Source organism: Ornithinibacillus sp. 4-3 (assembly GCF_040958695.1).
GTDB lineage: Bacteria > Bacillota > Bacilli > Bacillales > Amphibacillaceae > CALAMD01.
Genome location: NZ_CP162599.1, coordinates 2,732,238 through 2,750,648 on the forward strand (window position 1 = coordinate 2,732,238; position 18,411 = coordinate 2,750,648).

The window sequence follows — 18,411 nt, forward strand, 5'->3', positions numbered from 1 at the left end:
TAAAAAAGTTTCTTTAATAATAAGCTTTTTTATTCTTGATCTTATGCGTTTTCACGATATCCTAATTCTTTAGAAATGCGTTGTGCTGTCTCTTCTGTTTTTAATTTTATCATCTGAAGACGTTCTCCTTCAAAATTACTGGAAAGCCCGCTTACCGCTAATGCAGCAACCACTTCTTCTTGATAATTAAAAATAGGATAAGATACACCTGTTGTATCTTCATCTTGCTCAGCAACACTAAAACCAAAACCATTTACTCGAATTTCATCAAGCTCACGTCTAAGTTTTTCCTTATCTATTAGTTTATTACCATCAATAGAATACATTGCTGCATCCTCTAGAATTTCTTCTTGCTTTTCTTTTGGTAAATGAGCTAATAAAAGTTTTGGTCCAGAGCCTAAATGCAATGGTAAACTCTTTCCGATTCTAGTAAATAGACGAAGCGCACGTTTGCTTTCTACTTTCTCAATATATGTAGCTTTTTTCTGATTCACAATAACAAGGTGAACAACTTCATTTATTTCATTTCCTAGTTCTTCCATATACGGAAGAGCAATACTTCTTAATTCCATTTGTTCGGAAGCAAGCTGGCCAAGTATTAATAATTTTAAGCCTAATCGATAACGGCTGTCATGTATTGAATGCTTGGTTTTGGATAAAAGCTCACCTTCCTCTAATGTTGTTAAAATACGGTAGGCGGTAGATTTAGGTATGCCTGTTTTTTCAGAAACCTCATGTAAAGTAAGTTCTCCCGCTTCTGCAATAAAAAGGTCTAATATTTGTAATGCCTTGCTTACACTTTGATTCATATAAATAGCTCCTATCATGATTTGGTTCCACGGGAAAATTTAACTTCTATCGCAGAAAGCTCAACTAGTTTGTCTATTAGCAGGAAATTAATCCCACTAATAGACTTTTTATAATTCTTATACTTCTTCGATATTTACTCCACGCTTAGCAATTTCCTCAATGTACTCTTTACCAGGTACTACTTGTTCTGGAGGATATACTCCACGTTTTGTAATTGTTCCATTTCCAATCATTTGTGCAGCAATAGAAATTGTGTTTGCTGTTGCTCTAGCCATTGCTGTCACATTGTTTTCACGGTCTTTATATGTAGACATTTCGTATTCATAAGTTGTTTCTACACCGTCTTTATCACCAGAAACAAGCACTTTTAATAGTACTACATCATCTTTATCACCAAGCTCTACAATTGGCTCAAGTACTTTTAATAGTACTTCACGTGGATTGATTTTTTCTCCTTTTACTTCTACTTCATAGTCAGAACGAGTTAAGTTTAAGTCAACAAGTAACTGAAACTTCTCTGCATGTCCTTTATAGCGAATTGTCTTATATTCTAATGTTTCTAATTCTGGGTAAGAAATAGATAATGTTGAAGTTCCACCAGATGTGTGGAATGCTTCTAAAGGTCCAAATTTGGCGAAATGAATTTCTTCAATTTCTGATAAAGAAGGAATTTCTTGCCCAACTCCATTACGCACAATAAAAGAAGGATCTGTATAGTGATCGAATACACCTTCCATAGAGAATACATGATTATATTCAATTGGTGGATCTGGACGAAGTGGAATACCACCTACATAAAGTTTAATGGATTTAACTTCATCTAATTTACTAGCACCGTATCCAGATAAGATGTTAATCATCCCTGGAGCTACTCCTAAATCAGGAATTAAAGTAACATTTGCTGCTTCAGCTTGTTCTTTAAGTGCTAATACTTTATCTGTCATATGACCAATATGACCACCTAAATCAACGGAATGAACGCCTACTTCAATTGCTGTTTTAGCAACAATTTCGTTAAATGAATAGAATAAAGCATTCACAATAACATCAAATTGCTTCATATAATTAGCTAATTCTTCTGTATTACTTGCATCTACTTGATAAGCTGTTAATTTAGAAGAATTTAATTGATCGACAACACTTTGTGCTCTAGATAATTCAATATCAGCTAAACCAACTGCTGTTACACCTTCACTTGATACTAAATCACGTGCTGTTTCTTTACCCATTAAACCTGAACCAAGTACTCCTACTTTCATTACATTCACTCCCCAAATTATTATCTTTGTTTATTAGTATATTTATTTATGAATCGTGCTCCCCCTTAGCTAAGAAAAGAGAGCACGATTTACAAAACAATAGCATTAAAAATTAGTTATTATCAATTTGTGCACGCTGTAATTTACCACTGTAGTCTACATAAATTGCTTTCCACTCTGTAAATACATCTAGTGCTTGAACTCCGGAATCACGGTGTCCATTACCAGTACCTTTTGTACCACCAAATGGTAAATGAATCTCAGCTCCTGTAGTTCCCGCATTCACATAAACAATACCTGTATCTAAATCACGCTGTGCAGCAAATACACGGTTTACATCTTTTGTAAAGATGGAGCTAGATAAACCATAAGTTACACTATTATTTACTTCAATTGCTTCTTCAAAGCTCTTCACTGGAATTAGTGATAAAACTGGTCCAAATACTTCTTCTAAAGCAATACGCATATCTGGTTTAACGTCTGTAAACAGAGTTGGCTCGAAGTAGTTTCCGTTTGCATATTCGCCTTCATTCATAATACTTCCTCCAGCAACAAGCTTCGCGCCTTCGTTTTTAGCGATATCGATGTAGCTATTGATTTTCTCTAAGCTACCTTTATTAATAACTGGTCCAACCTTAACAGATGAATCTAAACCATTACCAATTGTTAAAGACTTCATTTCTTCAAGTAGGCGTTTTTCTAATTCTTCCTTCACATCTTCATGTACGATTACTCGGCTACAAGCTGTACATCTTTGACCACTTGTACCAAATGCACTCCATAAAATACCTTCAACAGCTAGGTTTAAATCTGCATCATCCATAACGATTACAGCATTCTTACCGCCCATTTCTAGGGATACTTTCTTCAATTGCTGACCACATTTTCCTGCAATATCACGTCCTACATCATTAGAACCTGTGAAAGAAATAACACGGATTCCATCATGGTGTACCATTGCGTCTCCTACTTCAGAACCAGAACCATACACAACGTTAATAACACCTTTTGGTAGTCCAGCACTTTCGAAAATTTTCACAAGCTCATGTGCCATAATTGGAGTTTCTGTTGCCGGCTTCCACACTACTGCATTTCCTGAAACAATTGCTGGGAAAGATTTCCATGTTGCAATTGCAATCGGGAAGTTCCATGGTGTGATAATTCCCACTACACCAAGTGGAGAGCGTACACTCATCGCAAACTTATTTCTTAGCTCACTAGGTGTTGTTTGTCCAAATAGGCGACGCCCTTCTCCAGCCATATAGTACGCCATATCAATTCCCTCTTGAACTTCTCCACGAGCTTCCTCGATTACCTTACCGTTTTCTAAAGTAAGTAGTTGTGCAATTTCTTCCTTACGCTCTTTCATTAGGTCTCCAACACGATAAAGTACTTCTGCACGCTCAGGAGCCGGTACTAATGCCCATTCTTTTTGTGCAGCTTTTGCAGCTTTTACAGCGTCATCTACACTTTTAGCACTTGATAATGGTACTTCAACAACTGCTTCGCCTGTTGCTGGGTTGATAACATCTGTGTGCTTATCTCCTTCAACCCATTCACCATTAATATAATTTTTTAGTTTTGAAACATCTACTTTTACTTCTGCCATGCAAATTACCTCCATTTTTTTATAAAAATATATAACATTATCTGCCTTCATTCTTATTTAGAAGTCGTTAGGCTATCTTACTTACTTTTTATTAGCTCGTAGTTGCGCAATAGTTGCACCTACAGAGATTTGTTCTTTATCTATAATAATTTCTATTACAGATGTTTTTTTACTTGCCAAAGCATCCTCTAATGCTTTTTCAAATGCTTCAGCAGTATCTACAGAATATCCGTTTGCTCCAACGCTTTTCGCAAAATCAGCAAACTTCACTTTGCCAAGATCAGTTGCAATAACCTTTTCTGGGTAATGCATTTCTTGGTGCATTCGAATGGTACCATAGCTGTTGTTATTAAACACTAGGCTAATAATCGGAATATCATAACGAACTGCTGTTTCAATCTCTTGAGCTGTCATCATGAATCCACCATCTCCGGATAAAGATACAACTACTTTGTCTGGAAAGGCAAGCTTTGCCCCAACTGCTGCTGGCATACCATAGCCCATTGCACCAGAGGTTGGGCCAACATACGTATGCTTTTCACGGAAAGAATAGAAGCTGTGTAACCAGCCTGCAAAATTTCCTGCATCATTAGTAATTAAAGCATCATTAGGTAATTTCTTATCTAATACCGCAATAATCTTCTTATTAATATAATCAGTATCTGTAACGCTTAATTCACTAACTGCTTCGTATACAGCACGTTTTTCCTTAGCCCATTCTTCCCAGCTTGATGTTAATTCCATACTTTCTAATGCTTTTAGAGCTTCTTTCACATCAGCTACAATTCCTATCTCAGGAACATAAATCTTACCAATCGTATCAAAATCAATATCGATATGAATAAGCTTCTTATCATTTGTAATGATACTATAATCCTGAGTCGTATTCTCAGAAAACCTTGTACCAAGTCCTATAATCAAATCTGCTTCATCCACTGTTTTACGAATATCCTTCGCCAAACCTAAACCAAGATGCCCTACATATAAAGGATGTTGATGTGGAAAGCTATCATGTCTTCTAAATGCTGCTACTACAGGAATGGAATATTTTTCAGCAAACTGTATTAGCTCCTGCTCTGCTTGGGAGCTCTTCACTCCTCCACCTGCGATAATCAGTGGGTGTTTTGCTGCTGATAAAATTTCTTGAACTGCTTTTACCTCATCACTTGCTGGGGCTGGTGTCGGTTTCTTTAATGTTGGTCCAAAATGCATTTCCGCTTCTACTGGCAATACATCTTCTGGCAAAGAAATAACAACAGGTCCAGGTCTACCTGTTTGGGCAATACGAATGGCCTTCTGCACAATTTCTGGCATGCGTTCTGGGTCACGAACTTCCACTGCCCATTTTGCAATAGGCTTGAAGAATTGATCTAGCTCCACTTCCTGAAATGCTTCTCTCCCCTTTACCTTGCTATGTACTTGCCCAAGAAATACTAACATCGGAGTAGAATCCTGATAAGCGGTATGTACACCGATCGTTAAATTTCCTGCTCCTACTCCACGAGTCGCCATTACCACGCCTGGTTTTAAAGCTGATTTCGCATAGCCTTCTGCCATAAAGGATGCACCACCTTCATGACGTGCTGATATAACTTCCATAGCAGGTTCATCATAAAGTGCATCTAATACTGGTAAATAACTTTCTCCTGGAACACAGAATACCTTTGTAATATCTTCGCGTTTCAGACATTCAACAAGCGCCGCTGCCGCAGTCATTGTTTTTGTTTCTTTTGCTGGAATGTTTGCTACCACTATCATCAACAACTCCTCTTCATATGTTTGAATACAAAATCTATTTTGCTAGATAGACACTTTCATCACTGATTAAAGTGTATCTAATGCTTTCCATACATTCTGCACTTGTAATGCCGCTCCAATTGACAGACTATCTTCATCAATATCAAATTGACTTGTATGCCCGCCATGGATAATTCCTTTTTCTTCATTACGGCACCCTAATTGGAAAAACGCAGATGGAACTGCAGCTGCAAAATATGCAAAATCTTCTACACCCATATTAGGTAAGTCCATCCACTGGACATTTTCCTTACCAAGAAGCTCGTCACCACTTGCTTTAACAATATCAACCATTTTATTATCATTAATTAAAGAAACATATCCTGGATGATGTTCAAAATCATAATCCCCACCAAGACTGCGGGTGGTAAAAGATAAAACTTCTTTAACTCTTTCAATAACTAACTCTCTTACTTCAGGGTCTAATGTACGTACTGTTCCATTTATTACTACTTCATCTGCAATTACATTACTCTGTGTTCCTCCAGAAATAGTACCTAATGAAATAACAGCGGCCTTTCTTGGATCAACGTTACGGCTTACAATCGTTTGCATAGCTGTAATCACATGTGCAGCAATGACAATAGCGTCACGTCCATTATGTGGGTATGCCCCATGTCCCTTTGCTCCTTTTATAGTAAGCTTGATTGAATCAGAAGACGCATTCATTTGATCATAAATAACACCAATTTTTCCAGTAGGTATTCCAGTTGACATATGTAACCCAAAAGAAGCATCTACCTTGGGATCTTCTAATACTCCTTCAGCAATCATTGGTTCTGCTCCCCCAACAGTCTCTTCTGCTGGTTGGAACATTAACTTCACATTTCCTTGTAGTTCATCACGATGTACTTGCAAAAGCTTAGCAGCTCCTAATAACACTGTCATATGCGCATCATGACCACAAGCATGCATTTTTCCTGGAATAGTAGATTTATAATCTACATCATTTTGTTCATCAATTGGCAAAGCATCCATATCTGCTCGAAGTGCAATTGTTTTTCCTGGCTTCACACCTTTAATAAAACCAACTACACCTGTATTGGCTATTTTTTTACACGGAATTCCCATCTCTGTTAAATACGTTATTATTTTTTCCTGGGTACGAAATTCTTCCATTCCAAACTCTGGGTGACGGTGAAAATCTCTACGCACATCCACTAACCAAGGCTGGATTCGTTTCGCTTCCGATAATATTTCGTGTGGCATCTCTATTTCCAGCACCTTTCAATTATTTCATTTAATGAAATGTCATTTCAACTACCATAACTAGTATAATCTGTAATTTTATTATTTTCAAATATTTAATCGGAATTTATTTAGGAAAATTAATCAGAAGAAGACAACAGCCCTTCTAAAGAGCTGTTGACTAAATACATACTATTTATTCTGTTTTAGTAATATTCCATAAAATAGGTCCTGAAATAAATTGTAATCCATCAATATTTTCTCGTAGTGACACAATATTGGTAGTATTTCCAGCTTTTAATGCTGGCATCTCCTCATAATAAACTCGGTGAAATTCCTCTGAGAAGGATTGTGCTTCTTCAAGAGATGATGCTTGTAAAATTTGTTCAGATAAACGCTGTAATTCTTCACTTTCCGGCCAACCAATATACTCAGGGTTTAAGAATAGTTGCTGAATCGGCATCGGGCGAAATGCAAATCCAGAGTAGAATGCATCAAATGCAGATGGATCTTCTGCCATTTCGATCGCAGTTGGCCAATCTCTTACATCCATTGTTACATTCATTCCAACTGCTTCTAATTGTGATTGCATAATCACAGCTGTATTATAATGTGTTTCATAATCACGATTTGTTAACAGCACTACTTCTTCACCATCATATCCAGCTTCATCTAATAACTGCTCTGCTAATTCAGGATCATATGTGTGATAAATATCACTTCCAGCATCCGTATACCAACCTGCCTGTTCCTCTTTAACTAATGCATGATCCTTAATATAGTATTCTTCATTTACAAAAGATGCTGTTAGTATATCTTCCATATTAATAGCAGCATTTGCAGCTTGCCTTATTTTTTGGTTAGAAAAGACGCCTTCTTTATTATTTAACATGATGATTAACATAGAACTTGCAAACACTTCATTCCTTACATCTCCAGCAGCTTCTAATGTAGCTGCATCATCATGTGGTATATCAATTGCAATATCATATTCACCAGTTTGTATTCCTGCAAGTCGAGTGGAAGAATCAGTTATAAAATGGAAATACATATCATCCATAGGCGCTTTCTTTTCACCCGCAAGTCCGTCAGCCGGTTCAGAACGTGATTGATAATCAGCAAACTTCTTCAGATGAATATATTGATCCTGCCGCCATTCTTCTAATGCATATGGTCCTGTACCAACGATTTCTTCTACTCCATCATCACTTACATTTTCAATAACATCTTTAGGCATAATCGCAGCAAATTGTGTCATATCTGCCAAAACGTACATATCTAATGTAGAAGGGTTTTCAATTTCTGCGACAACAGTATAATCATCCTCTGCTGTAAAAACGGTTTGACTGTGGTAAGTTTTTGCTTGAGCTGACTGTCCTTGCCATCTTTCTAATGAGGCGATAACATCTTCTGCTGTCATGTCTTCACCATTGTGAAACTTGATTCCTTCGCGAAGATAAAATGTAATTGTTTTTCCATCCTCACTTATTTCATAAGATTCAGCTAACATTGGCTCTACTTCTAAGCTCGAATTTAAAGTAACAAGTGGCTCAAATATATGTTGGGAAATATCTCTTGTGGCAGTTGCAGTTGAAAGGTGGATATCTAATGTTGGTGGTTGTGCACTAAATGCAATATTTAATTCCCCACCTTGAGTTACTTCGTTCTCTTCTTCATTTTCCTGGTCCCTGTCATTGTCTTCATCGTTATTGGTGTTTGATGAATCACTACATGCGATTAAAATACCTCCTAATAACAGGATAATCAGGATGCTCATTATTCGTTTTACATGCATATTCATTTTCTCTCCTTTTCTTTAAAAGGATAAATAACCACACTTAAGGATGACTATTTATTCTGATATTTTATGTTAAATTCTAGTAAGCTGTCTTTTTTACCTCCTTTTTGTTTCATTTATCGAAATAAAATTCCAATTTTTAGTATAATTTATAATTTTACCCGTTTCAAATATTTTAGAAAATTAATCAAAAAAATAGAAGAAAGCATTTAATAATGTAATGCTTCTCCTATTTCTACATAATCTTATTTTGTTTTTTGTGCTTCTAATGTTGCCGCTCCTAGTGTGCTTGCCGCAACTAGCATTGTTCTTTCATCAATATCGAATTTCGGATGATGGTGTGGGTATGCATGATCCCAATCTGGGTGTTTAGCTCCTGTAAAGAAGAAATTCCCTTTCACATGCTCTAAGTAATATGAAAAATCTTCTCCACCCATTGTTGGTACCATTTCTTTTACTTCTTCCACATTTGGTACAGATTTCGCCACATCCATTAAAAATTCTGTTTCTTCCTTATGGTTTACTACAGCGGGATATCCACGATAGTAGTTAAGCTTATATTCAACATCTGCAGCTACGCATACACCTTCAACAATACGTCCGATTTCTTTTTCAATTAAATCGCGAATCTCTGGTGTAAATGTACGAACAGTTCCACCTAAAGTAGCTTTATCTGCGATAACATTAAATGCGTTTTGTGCAACAAAGTTTCCTACTGTTACAACAGCTGACTCAATTGGATCCACACGGCGACTTACGATTTGCTGTAATTGATTTACTAAAGTAGAAGCAACAACTACTGCATCCTTCGTTAAATGAGGCTGTGCACCGTGTCCACCTTTTCCTTGAATTTCAATTTCAAAACGATCAGATGCAGCCATAATTGGTCCCGTTACTGTTTCAATTGTACCCAGTGGGAAAATTGACCAAATATGTGTACCAAAAATCACATCTACACCATCTAAACAGCCATCTTCAATCATTGGTTTCGCTCCACCTGGTGCAAGCTCTTCTGCATGCTGATGAATAAATACAACATTTCCTTCTAGCTCGTCCTTCATACCGTTTAGAACTTTAGCTAGTACAAGTAAAGTCGCTGTATGTGCATCATGACCACAAGCATGCATTACACCATCGACTTTAGAACGAAATGGAACATCTGTCTCTTCATGGATTGGTAAAGCATCAAAATCCGCTCGAAGTGCTACTGTCTTACCTGGTTTCGCACCCTTAAGAGTTGCAACCACACCATTACCACCAACATTAGTTCTCACATCATGTCCCAAGTTACGATGATATTCTGCAATATATTTAGGTGTTTCTGATTCTTGGTGAGATAGCTCTGGATGCTGGTGCAAATGACGACGAATTTCAACCATCTCATCATAATGTGCTTCTAATTGCTTAAATAAGGTTTCCTTCATGTATATTTCCTCCATTTGTTCATTGTTCTTACATCTTAAATTATAGAGTTATACTTCCTAATCAGCAATTAGAATGTTTTTTATGTATACTAAAACTATTAAACTAATTACAATCATATAAAGAGGTGAATTCATTGGATACAACAAAAGCTTATGCGCAAAAACTTGATCAAGAAGATATATTAAAATCCTTTCGTAATGATTTTTATTTACCAAAGGAAACCATTTATTTTGACGGTAATTCACTTGGGCTCATGTCCAAACAAGCTGAATCTACTTTACACACTTTGCTAGATTCTTGGAAAACGTACGGAATTGATGGATGGACAGAAGGAGAGCATCCATGGTTCTATCTATCTGAGAAATTAGGAGAAATGACTGCACCACTAGTAGGTGCTCATAAAAATGAGGTAATTATTACAGGCTCTACAACAACGAATCTACACCAGTTAGTTGCAACGTTTTTTAAACCAGAAGGAAATCGCAATAAAATTTTAGCAGATGAATTGAATTTTCCATCCGATATCTATGCATTACAAAGTCAATTAAAACTAAAAGGACTTGATCCAAAAGAGCATTTGATTCGTGTGAAAAGTAAAGATCACAATACATTAGCTACTGAAGACATTATTGCAGCAATGACAGATGATATTGCATTAATTGTTCTCCCAAGTGTTTTATATCGTAGTGGACAAATATTGGATATGAAAACATTAACAACTGAAGCGCATCGTCGTGGCATTATCATTGGTTTTGACCTTTGCCATTCTGTCGGTGCTATTCCACATGAATTAGCTGAATGGGGAGTAGATTTTGCTTTTTGGTGTACGTATAAGCATTTAAACGGTGGACCTGGAAGTGTTGGGGGACTCTATGTTCATCAAAAGCATTTTGGACATGCACCAGGATTAGCTGGTTGGTTTAGCTCAAAAAAGGACAAGCAATTTGATATGGAGCATACATTGACACATGCTGATACTGCAGGCGCTTATCAAATCGGTACACCTCATGTGCTTAGCGCTGCTCCATTACTTGGTTCTTTAGAGATTTTCCAGCAGGCAGGAATTCATGCCATTCGTCAAAAATCTCTACAATTAACCTCCTATTTCTTAGAGTTGCTTAAAACGGAATTAGGAGATTATGATTTCGTTATTGCCAATCCACTTGATGAGGAAATTAGAGGTGCCCATGTCTTCTTAGAACATCCAGATGCTGCACGTATTTGTAAAGCATTAAAAGCAGAGAAAATAATTCCAGACTTCCGCAGTCCTAACGGAATTAGAATTGCTCCTGTAGCACTTTATAATACTTTTGAAGAAGTCTGGAACGTTATTCAAATATTGAAGAAGATTATGGAAGAAAAACGTTATGAAAAATTTGAAAATGTGCGAGGTGTGATTGCATAGTGAGACAACCATGGATTGATATTTCTCAAGCCTTAACAAATGATATGGCTCATTGGCCAGGAGACACACCATTTACCCGTGAATTAACATTTTCCAAAGCTGAAACAGGATCTGTTAATATCGGACAAATCACTACAAGCTTACATACGGGAACACATGTAGACGCACCATTCCATTTTGATAATGATGGAAAAACAATTGAACAGCTTGATATTAATGATTTTATTGGTAAAGCAAGGGTTTTTGATATTTGTGAAGCAGAAGAAATTAATGTAGAGGTTTTAAAACAATTTACATGGGAAAATGTAACCCGAGCATTATTTCGTACCTCTTTCATTGATAATCTAAAGCAATTTCCAGAAACAATTCCAACGATTGATCCTGCAATAGCACCCTTCCTAGCAAGTAAAGGTGTCAAACTATTTGGGATTGATTTACCATCTGTTGATGCATTGGATAGCAAAACATTAGAAACACATCACGCGTTTGCTGAACATGGAATCCATATTTTAGAAAATATCGTGCTTTCTGATATACAACCTGGAGTATATGAATTGATTGCTCTACCACTAGCAATACATGGAGCTGATGGAAGTCCTGTCCGTGCTGTGATTCGTAAAATCAAGGAGGAAAAGCAACATGGATAAAAAAGATTTGGCCTATTCCAATGAAAAAGAAATCCATACTGATTTTAAAAAGAAAATGACTTATGGAGAGTACCTAAATCTAGATATGATTTTAAATAGCCAACAGCGTCGTTCTGGTCATCATGACGAAATGCTTTTCATCATCATTCACCAAGTCAGTGAACTATGGCTAAAATTAATTCGCCATGAAACAAAGGCAGCTATCGAAGCAATTCAACATAATGCTTACCAAGAATCCTTTAAGATGCTAGCACGTGTATCTAGAATTCAATCACAAATTATTCAAGCTTGGGATGTTCTCTCTACATTAACGCCTGCTGAATATATGGAATTTCGCGATACTCTAGGCAATGCATCTGGATTCCAATCTTATCAATATCGTTTAATTGAATTTGCACTTGGCTATAAAACACCACATATTTTAAAAATTTATCGTAAAGACCCTGAATTACTAAAAGAATTAGAAGAAGCTTATCATGCTCCAGGTCTTTATGATGTTGCTATTGAAGCATTAGCAAAAGCAGGATTGGAGCTTGATGAGGAAATAATCAACCGTGATTATTCTGTTTTATATGAATACAATGAATCTGTAGAAAAAGCATGGATGGAAGTTTACCGAGATGTAGATAAATATTGGAATTTATATCAATTAGCAGAGAAATTAGTAGATATCGAGGATTGGTTCCAGCAGTGGCGATTCCGTCATATGAAGACAGTCGAAAGAATTATTGGTCATAAGATGGGTACAGGTGGTTCTTCCGGTGTAGGCTATTTAAAGAAAGTTATCGACCATTACTTCTTCCCAGAGCTCTGGGCATTACGTACGAAATTATAATAATCAAGAGGATTGAGCAGGAAAATATGCTTAATCCTCTTTTAAAATGCTCTCTATCCTTCGTCTAATATTCCTCTTTATCCATATGTAAGAAAAAAGCTTCTGTATCAAGCTCTCCAATCATTCGTTTAATAAACAGCTTTTCTCCCGATAGCCATTTGGCAAAATCAAAAATAACTGGTCGAGCATTGCCACCTAAACCAAACCATACTTCCTTTTGCTTTGGTAAATACGCAGAAGTATGAATGGTTCCAGACCAGCTCTTATATTGATGGGCAAATACATCCCCTTCTCGATTATTCATATAATGAAAAGCATCGCTGACAGTATTTAAATTTTGCTTTTCTGCTTGGATTGCTGCCATTCTTCGGAATGAATCATCAAGATGATAACGATTTTCGTCTGTTAATTCTTCAAAGTGATTCGTGCAGATATTTGCTTCTCTTACAATAATCTTCCTTGGAGTCGCTTCAACTGCGTAGGTAATCCCCTTTGTATCTAACACGACATAAGTAAAGGAGTGACGATGCGGAATTTCTTTTAATACCTCGCATGCTTGTTCTACATTTTCACATGTTTCTAAAATAATTCTAGCGATCATATTACAGACAAAACCTGCTCCTGGCTTCTTTTGATGGATATAATTATAACCAATCGCCAACCCATGCTCATTCATCCCATCCATGCGCCCTGTGATCAACTGCGAAGGCCCAATAATAGCATGTCCTTTATCAGTCGGTTGAAATAATACAAAACGCCCTTCATATGTTTTTGGATGATAGTCATAATTTCGAATCATATAATCTTCTGTTGTGTAAATGGAACAACCACTTTTACGATATTCCATCTGGTATCCACTAAAGAATTTTATTATCTCTTCTATCGGCCATTCTAATGCATCCTGCAAGCCAAGTAATTCATCCCAAATTTGTGGCGCAAAGGTGAAAATAACCTCTTTAGCTTCCTGTTCATCAACAGAAAACCGTGGTCTATTCACCTTCCACTGTTTCTTACGATTCTTCAATACTAACCCATCTTTTAAAGCGTTCCCTTGCATCCAACCTAAATCATAATGACTGCCTCTACATTGGATAATCTCACTGTATATTTGCTTCAATATTTTCTCCTTTTCATATGTTGTAGTATTATTTTAGTTCTTCAACAAGTAAGGACAGCTCTTCCCAACGCTCCATCTTTATTTCTAATTGTGTATCGACTTCCTGTTGTTCCGCAAATAAATCCTGTACCCGATCAAAGTCACTTCCAGCCTCAGCAATAGCCGCTTGTAATGCTTCTTGCTTCTCTTCTAGCTCCATAATTTCATTTTCTATGGAATCCCATTCCCTTTGCTCCATATAAGAAAGCTTCTTCTTTTTCTTTTCAGTGACTTCAGGAGCTTTAGGCTGCTGGCGGACTGGCACTACTTCCTCAAATATCGCTTTTTCCTTCTCTAAAAATTCACTGTAATTACCGTAAAAATTCTTGATTGAACCACTTCCTGTAAATACAAGTAATTCTTCTACAATTCGGTCAAGAAAATAACGATCATGTGAAACGGTTATTACTACACCAGGGAAATCCTGTAAATATTCTTCTAATACACCTAATGTCTGTGTATCCAAATCATTTGTCGGCTCATCCAGTAGTAAAACATTCGGCTCTGTCATTAAAATCTTTAATAAATATAAACGGCGCTTCTCTCCACCAGATAATCGACGAATGTATGTCCATTGCTCTGCACGAGAGAATAAGAAATGTTCAAGCATCTGTTCAGCTGTTATTGGTCGACCATCCTTCGTATAAATAACTTCAGCCACGTCTTTAATATACTCAATAATTCGTTTTTCACCGTTAAGCTCTTCGTCACCCTGAGTATAATAGCCAAATTTTACTGTTTCACCTACTTCAACTTCTCCTTGATCTGCTTGTAGGCGACCAGCAATGATTTGGAGCATTGTTGTTTTCCCAGTACCATTTGGACCAATAATCCCTATGCGATCTTCTGGTTTAATTAAACGGCTAAATGGAGCAATAATCTGCTTTCCATCAAAGGATATGGCTACATCTTTTAGTTCCACTACTTTATTTCCTAGACGAGTAGAACCTACTTGAAAATCAACCGCATTATGATCAGCTGTAAATTTTTTATCCTGTAACTCCTCCACTCGTTCAATACGAGCTTTTTGTTTCGTTGTCCTAGCACGAGCACCTCGGCGTAGCCAAGCCAATTCTCTACGCAATGTACTGCGATGCTTTTGCTGTTCTTTCGCTTCTACTTCCTCACGCTCTGCTTTTTTCTCTAAAAACACTTCATAATTACCTTCATACGTATATAAAACACCATGATCCAATTCATAAATTCGGTTGGTGACACGATTTAAGAAATAACGATCATGTGTTACCAATAATAAAGCCCCTTGATAAGTCGTTAGATATGTTTCCAACCATTCAATTGTCATATTATCTAAATGGTTTGTTGGCTCATCTAAAATTAGTAAGTCCGCAGGCTGAATTAAAGCATTTGCCAAAGCAACGCGTTTTTGCTGTCCACCTGATAAAGCGCCAATTTTCTTTTGGAAATCTTTAATCCCCAATTTCGTTAAAATCGTTTTAGCCTTTGTATTTGCTTCCCAAGCTTCATGTTCATCCATTGCTTGCTGCATCTTCATTAAACGATTTTGTGCTCCTTCGTTCATTGGGTCTGCTTCCAGCTCGAGAAGCGCTTTTTCATAGTCACGCATCACCTGCATCACAGTGGTTTCACCCAGATATATTTGCTCTAAGACAGTTAACGCAGGATCTAGATCTGGATCCTGCGCTAAGTATTCAATCCGATAATCCTTTGCTGCTTTAATTGTCCCTTGATCAGCTGTTTCTATTGATGCGATTATTTTTAATAAGCTTGACTTTCCTGTACCATTCACACCAATTAAACCAATTCTGTCTAGGGGACGAATAGTGAAATCAAGTGATTGAAATAATACTTTATCTCCATATGACTTTTGTAAGTTTTCTACTGTAAGCATTTATAATCCGCCTCGCGTTTTCTTAGGATTTCTTATTCGGATGATCTTGCTTTTCTTTTCTTTCTCGAATGAATTGTTTAATAAATAGAACAATCAAAAATAATAACCAAGATGTAATCGCATAAAAAATATAGACACCTGTTTGGTATAAATCATTGAAAAAAGCAAGCATTCCTAGCCAAATAACACTAATTGCAATGATTTGATATAGTAAAATCTTCGCTGGTATGATAATCTCCCCCATATTCAATAGAATCCTATGTCCATTCTAGCTCAATCTAGCAATATTTTCTATAAAAAGAGCTATAGCTCCTGGTTTTTAAAATTTTATGAACACAATTAATCAATCACATGGAGAGTTCTGTCTATTCTCATTTATTCTTCTAGCATGTGCTATAATGAACTTGTTTTCTAATCCATTATATCGTAAAGGAGAATTACATATGCAACTTCCAAAAGGAGCCAAAAATTGTATTACGGATATTGCAGGTGTTCAAGTTGGACATGTAACTTTATATGAAAAACTCAATGATAAAGATGTGATTTGTACAGGAGTCACTGCGATATTACCACATACTGGTAATCTCTTCAGAGAAAAGGTCCGTGCTGCAAGCTATGTTGTGAACGGATTTGGAAAAACTGCTGGTCTGATACAAGTAGATGAACTAGGGTTAATTGAATCACCAATTATGCTAACTAATACTTTTAGTGTAGGTCCTGTATTACAAGGGGCATTAACCTATATGTTAGAGGAAACAGAGGAAATTGGAGATTCTACAAGCTCTATTAATATTGTGGTTGGTGAATGTAATGATAGCCATCTGAACTCTATGCGCCTACAAGCTATCAAACCAGAGCATGCGATAGAAGCTATTCAAAAAGCAACCAATGAACCAGCTGAAGAAGGTGCTGTTGGTGCAGGAAAAGGAATGGTTTGCTTTGGTCATAAAGGTGGAATTGGTACATCCTCAAGGGTGGTAACGGTGGAAGAGAAGGATTATACGGTTGGTTGCCTAGTACTATCTAATTTCGGAAAACGTGACGATGCACTATTTGCTGATCTAACTCCTCAAGGAGAAATAGATACTCCAGATGGTTCTATTATGATGATTATTGCTACAGATGCCCCATTATATGATCGTCAATTACGCAGAATTGCAAAACGTGCCGGTGCTGGACTTGCCCGCACAGGTAGTAGCTATGATAATGGTAGTGGAGATATTGTTATTTCTTTCTCTACGGCAAACAGATACAAACATCATTATGAAGGTGCAGAAGAAGCACTAACACATCTTCGCGACGATCACTCAACCATGAATAGATTTTTTCAAGCTGTTACAGAAGCAACGGAAGAAGCTATTCTTAGCTCACTTAGAAATGCAGAAACAACAGAAGGGAGAAATGGACGAGTTATCTATCAAGCAAAATTTTAATATAATTTCATAGAAAAATGTGTCCAGCAAATCAGCGAAATGATTTACCTGGACACATTTTTTCCTTGTAAAGATATCTTTGCATCTACAAACAAATTTAACTTATCAAACAAGAAGGATACAATAAAGAAAGTAAAAGTAGCACAACAACATGTTAGTATTATTCCTATATATATTAGGTCATTACTCATCAAATAAAGAGTCGTACCAATCCCCATTCCAGCGATAATATACCATAAGGAATTTATGAAATGATTCATTTGTTTATGCCTATTTACAAATTCTATCAAATAAGCAAAAGAGATACCAAGTAGCAAATAAAATAGGATAGAATAGGATATTGTTATTATAATCATATCTATGAAGGAGTATGATTCTCTTCCCTCTACACCTGCTAATAAGTAAGCTATGGTTGTAAAAACTATACTAAAAACTAAGCAAGAACAAAGAGCTATAGCCAATTTTCTATACATCAATGCACCTACATTCCCTTTTCCATCACAACCGCCAATCTATTTCTTCTAATCCAGCTTGACGCAAAAATTCATTAGTTTTTGAAAACGGCTGACTTCCGAAAAAGCCGCGATAAGCAGATAATGGGCTTGGATGTGGCGATTTAATAATAAAATGCTTGCTTGTATCTATTAAAGCTTGTTTACTTTGCGCGGCACTTCCCCATAGGATATAAACAACTGGTTTTTCTTTTTGATTTAATGTTTGAATAACTTGGTCTGTAAATATTTCCCAGCCTTTACCACGATGGGAGTGTGCTTGTCTGCTCCGAACAGTTAGGACCGTATTTAATAAGAGCACACCTTGTTTTGCCCAGCCTACTAAATATCCGTCTTTTGGTGGTTGATATCCTAAATCACTTTCTAATTCTTTAAAAATATTCTGCAGTGATGGCGGATGTGGAATTCCTTTTTGAACTGAAAAGCTTAAACCATGTGCCTGATTTGGCCCATGATACGGATCCTGCCCTAAAATAACAACCTTAACATCTGCAAATGCTGTATAGTGTAGAGCATTAAAAATATCATTCATATGTGGAAATATTGTCTGCGTTGCATATTCTTGCTTTAAAAATTCGCGTAGCTGTAAATAATACTCTTTCTTGAATTCATCTTGCAGCAAATCATGCCAGTCATTTTGTAATATTCTTTTTCCCATTTGTTTGCC

The 18,411-nt window shown here is 36.6% G+C and carries 15 protein-coding genes; 4 read left to right on the plus strand and 11 right to left on the minus strand.

The annotated features are described in order from the left end of the window. Positions 1–41: 41 nt before the first annotated feature. The 7 genes from AB4Y30_RS13455 to AB4Y30_RS13485 all read right to left on the minus strand — a co-directional run bounded on the left by AB4Y30_RS13455 (position 42) and on the right by AB4Y30_RS13485 (position 9,885). On the minus strand, positions 42–809 hold the full coding sequence (locus tag AB4Y30_RS13455) for an IclR family transcriptional regulator (RefSeq protein WP_368652733.1): 768 nt from the start codon (positions 807–809) through the stop codon (positions 42–44). 117 nt (positions 810–926) lie between these two features. After that, positions 927–2,069, minus strand: coding sequence for a saccharopine dehydrogenase family protein (locus AB4Y30_RS13460; RefSeq protein ID WP_368652734.1), 1,143 nt, complete (start codon positions 2,067–2,069; stop codon positions 927–929). Positions 2,070–2,181: 112 nt separating this feature from the next. Continuing rightward, positions 2,182–3,678, minus strand: a complete 1,497-nt coding sequence (locus AB4Y30_RS13465; protein WP_368652735.1) for an aldehyde dehydrogenase family protein — start codon at positions 3,676–3,678, stop codon at positions 2,182–2,184. Between the two features lie 81 nt (positions 3,679–3,759). Further along, positions 3,760–5,436, minus strand: a complete 1,677-nt coding sequence (locus AB4Y30_RS13470; RefSeq protein WP_368652736.1) for a thiamine pyrophosphate-dependent enzyme — start codon at positions 5,434–5,436, stop codon at positions 3,760–3,762. 66 nt (positions 5,437–5,502) lie between these two features. Next, the gene (locus AB4Y30_RS13475; protein ID WP_368652737.1) at positions 5,503–6,684 is read right to left on the minus strand and encodes a M20 family metallopeptidase; all 1,182 of its coding nucleotides are present in this window, start codon (positions 6,682–6,684) and stop codon (positions 5,503–5,505) included. A 175-nt stretch (positions 6,685–6,859) separates the two neighbouring features. Beyond that, entirely contained in the window at positions 6,860–8,458 is a 1,599-nt protein-coding gene (locus AB4Y30_RS13480; RefSeq protein WP_368652738.1) for an ABC transporter substrate-binding protein, read from the minus strand. A gap of 248 nt (positions 8,459–8,706) precedes the next feature. Beyond that, the gene (locus AB4Y30_RS13485) at positions 8,707–9,885 is read right to left on the minus strand and encodes a M20 family metallopeptidase (RefSeq protein ID WP_368652739.1); all 1,179 of its coding nucleotides are present in this window, start codon (positions 9,883–9,885) and stop codon (positions 8,707–8,709) included. A gap of 125 nt (positions 9,886–10,010) precedes the next feature. Between AB4Y30_RS13485 and kynU the strand changes: the two genes are divergently transcribed. From kynU to kynA, 3 genes are read left to right on the plus strand one after another with little or no spacing between them, the layout of a single operon-like run. Further along, positions 10,011–11,291: a kynureninase gene (gene kynU, locus AB4Y30_RS13490; protein ID WP_368652740.1), complete on the plus strand. Its 1,281-nt coding sequence runs from the start codon at positions 10,011–10,013 to the stop codon at positions 11,289–11,291. Then, positions 11,288–11,938 (plus strand): arylformamidase, encoded by a 651-nt coding sequence (gene kynB / locus AB4Y30_RS13495; RefSeq protein ID WP_368655229.1) that lies wholly within the window; start codon positions 11,288–11,290, stop codon positions 11,936–11,938. The genes kynU and kynB overlap by 4 nt, the downstream gene beginning before the upstream one ends. Beyond that, the gene (gene kynA / locus AB4Y30_RS13500) at positions 11,931–12,773 is read left to right on the plus strand and encodes a tryptophan 2,3-dioxygenase (RefSeq protein ID WP_368652741.1); all 843 of its coding nucleotides are present in this window, start codon (positions 11,931–11,933) and stop codon (positions 12,771–12,773) included. Before kynB ends, kynA begins: the two co-directional genes overlap by 8 nt. A 64-nt stretch (positions 12,774–12,837) precedes the next feature. Here the strand turns inward: kynA and AB4Y30_RS13505 are convergent, their stop codons facing one another. From AB4Y30_RS13505 to AB4Y30_RS13515, 3 genes are read right to left on the minus strand one after another with little or no spacing between them, the layout of a single operon-like run. Continuing rightward, complete coding sequence (locus AB4Y30_RS13505) at positions 12,838–13,890, minus strand: C45 family autoproteolytic acyltransferase/hydolase (protein WP_368652742.1); 1,053 nt, start codon at positions 13,888–13,890, stop codon at positions 12,838–12,840. Between the two features lie 28 nt (positions 13,891–13,918). Further along, the gene (locus AB4Y30_RS13510; protein ID WP_368652743.1) at positions 13,919–15,799 is read right to left on the minus strand and encodes an ABC-F family ATP-binding cassette domain-containing protein; all 1,881 of its coding nucleotides are present in this window, start codon (positions 15,797–15,799) and stop codon (positions 13,919–13,921) included. Between the two features lie 22 nt (positions 15,800–15,821). Beyond that, entirely contained in the window at positions 15,822–16,043 is a 222-nt protein-coding gene (locus AB4Y30_RS13515) for a hypothetical protein (RefSeq protein WP_368652744.1), read from the minus strand. Positions 16,044–16,242: 199 nt separating this feature from the next. Here AB4Y30_RS13515 and AB4Y30_RS13520 point away from each other — a divergent pair, with 199 nt between their 5' ends. After that, a complete protein-coding gene (locus tag AB4Y30_RS13520; RefSeq protein WP_368652745.1) occupies positions 16,243–17,232 on the plus strand; it encodes a P1 family peptidase in 990 nt (329 codons plus the stop codon). Between the two features lie 498 nt (positions 17,233–17,730). On the opposite strand, the gene AB4Y30_RS13525 is transcribed toward AB4Y30_RS13520, so the two are convergent. Further along, positions 17,731–18,402 (minus strand): uracil-DNA glycosylase, encoded by a 672-nt coding sequence (locus AB4Y30_RS13525; protein ID WP_368652746.1) that lies wholly within the window; start codon positions 18,400–18,402, stop codon positions 17,731–17,733. Positions 18,403–18,411 lie beyond the last annotated feature (9 nt).

What these genes read in the sequence shown, in the direction of transcription:
- AB4Y30_RS13515 (WP_368652744.1), bottom strand. Translation starts at nt 16,043, where the DNA reads ATGGGGGAGATTATCATACCAGCGAAGATTTTACTATATCAAATCATT.
- AB4Y30_RS13465 (WP_368652735.1), bottom strand. Translation starts at nt 3,678, where the DNA reads ATGGCAGAAGTAAAAGTAGATGTTTCAAAACTAAAAAATTATATTAAT.
- kynA (WP_368652741.1), top strand. Translation starts at nt 11,931, where the DNA reads ATGGATAAAAAAGATTTGGCCTATTCCAATGAAAAAGAAATCCATACT.
- AB4Y30_RS13480 (WP_368652738.1), bottom strand. Translation starts at nt 8,458, where the DNA reads ATGCATGTAAAACGAATAATGAGCATCCTGATTATCCTGTTATTAGGA.
- AB4Y30_RS13470 (WP_368652736.1), bottom strand. Translation starts at nt 5,436, where the DNA reads ATGATAGTGGTAGCAAACATTCCAGCAAAAGAAACAAAAACAATGACT.
- AB4Y30_RS13475 (WP_368652737.1), bottom strand. Translation starts at nt 6,684, where the DNA reads ATGCCACACGAAATATTATCGGAAGCGAAACGAATCCAGCCTTGGTTA.
- AB4Y30_RS13520 (WP_368652745.1), top strand. Translation starts at nt 16,243, where the DNA reads ATGCAACTTCCAAAAGGAGCCAAAAATTGTATTACGGATATTGCAGGT.
- AB4Y30_RS13510 (WP_368652743.1), bottom strand. Translation starts at nt 15,799, where the DNA reads ATGCTTACAGTAGAAAACTTACAAAAGTCATATGGAGATAAAGTATTA.
- AB4Y30_RS13455 (WP_368652733.1), bottom strand. Translation starts at nt 809, where the DNA reads ATGAATCAAAGTGTAAGCAAGGCATTACAAATATTAGACCTTTTTATT.
- AB4Y30_RS13485 (WP_368652739.1), bottom strand. Translation starts at nt 9,885, where the DNA reads ATGAAGGAAACCTTATTTAAGCAATTAGAAGCACATTATGATGAGATG.
- AB4Y30_RS13460 (WP_368652734.1), bottom strand. Translation starts at nt 2,069, where the DNA reads ATGAAAGTAGGAGTACTTGGTTCAGGTTTAATGGGTAAAGAAACAGCA.
- AB4Y30_RS13525 (WP_368652746.1), bottom strand. Translation starts at nt 18,402, where the DNA reads ATGGGAAAAAGAATATTACAAAATGACTGGCATGATTTGCTGCAAGAT.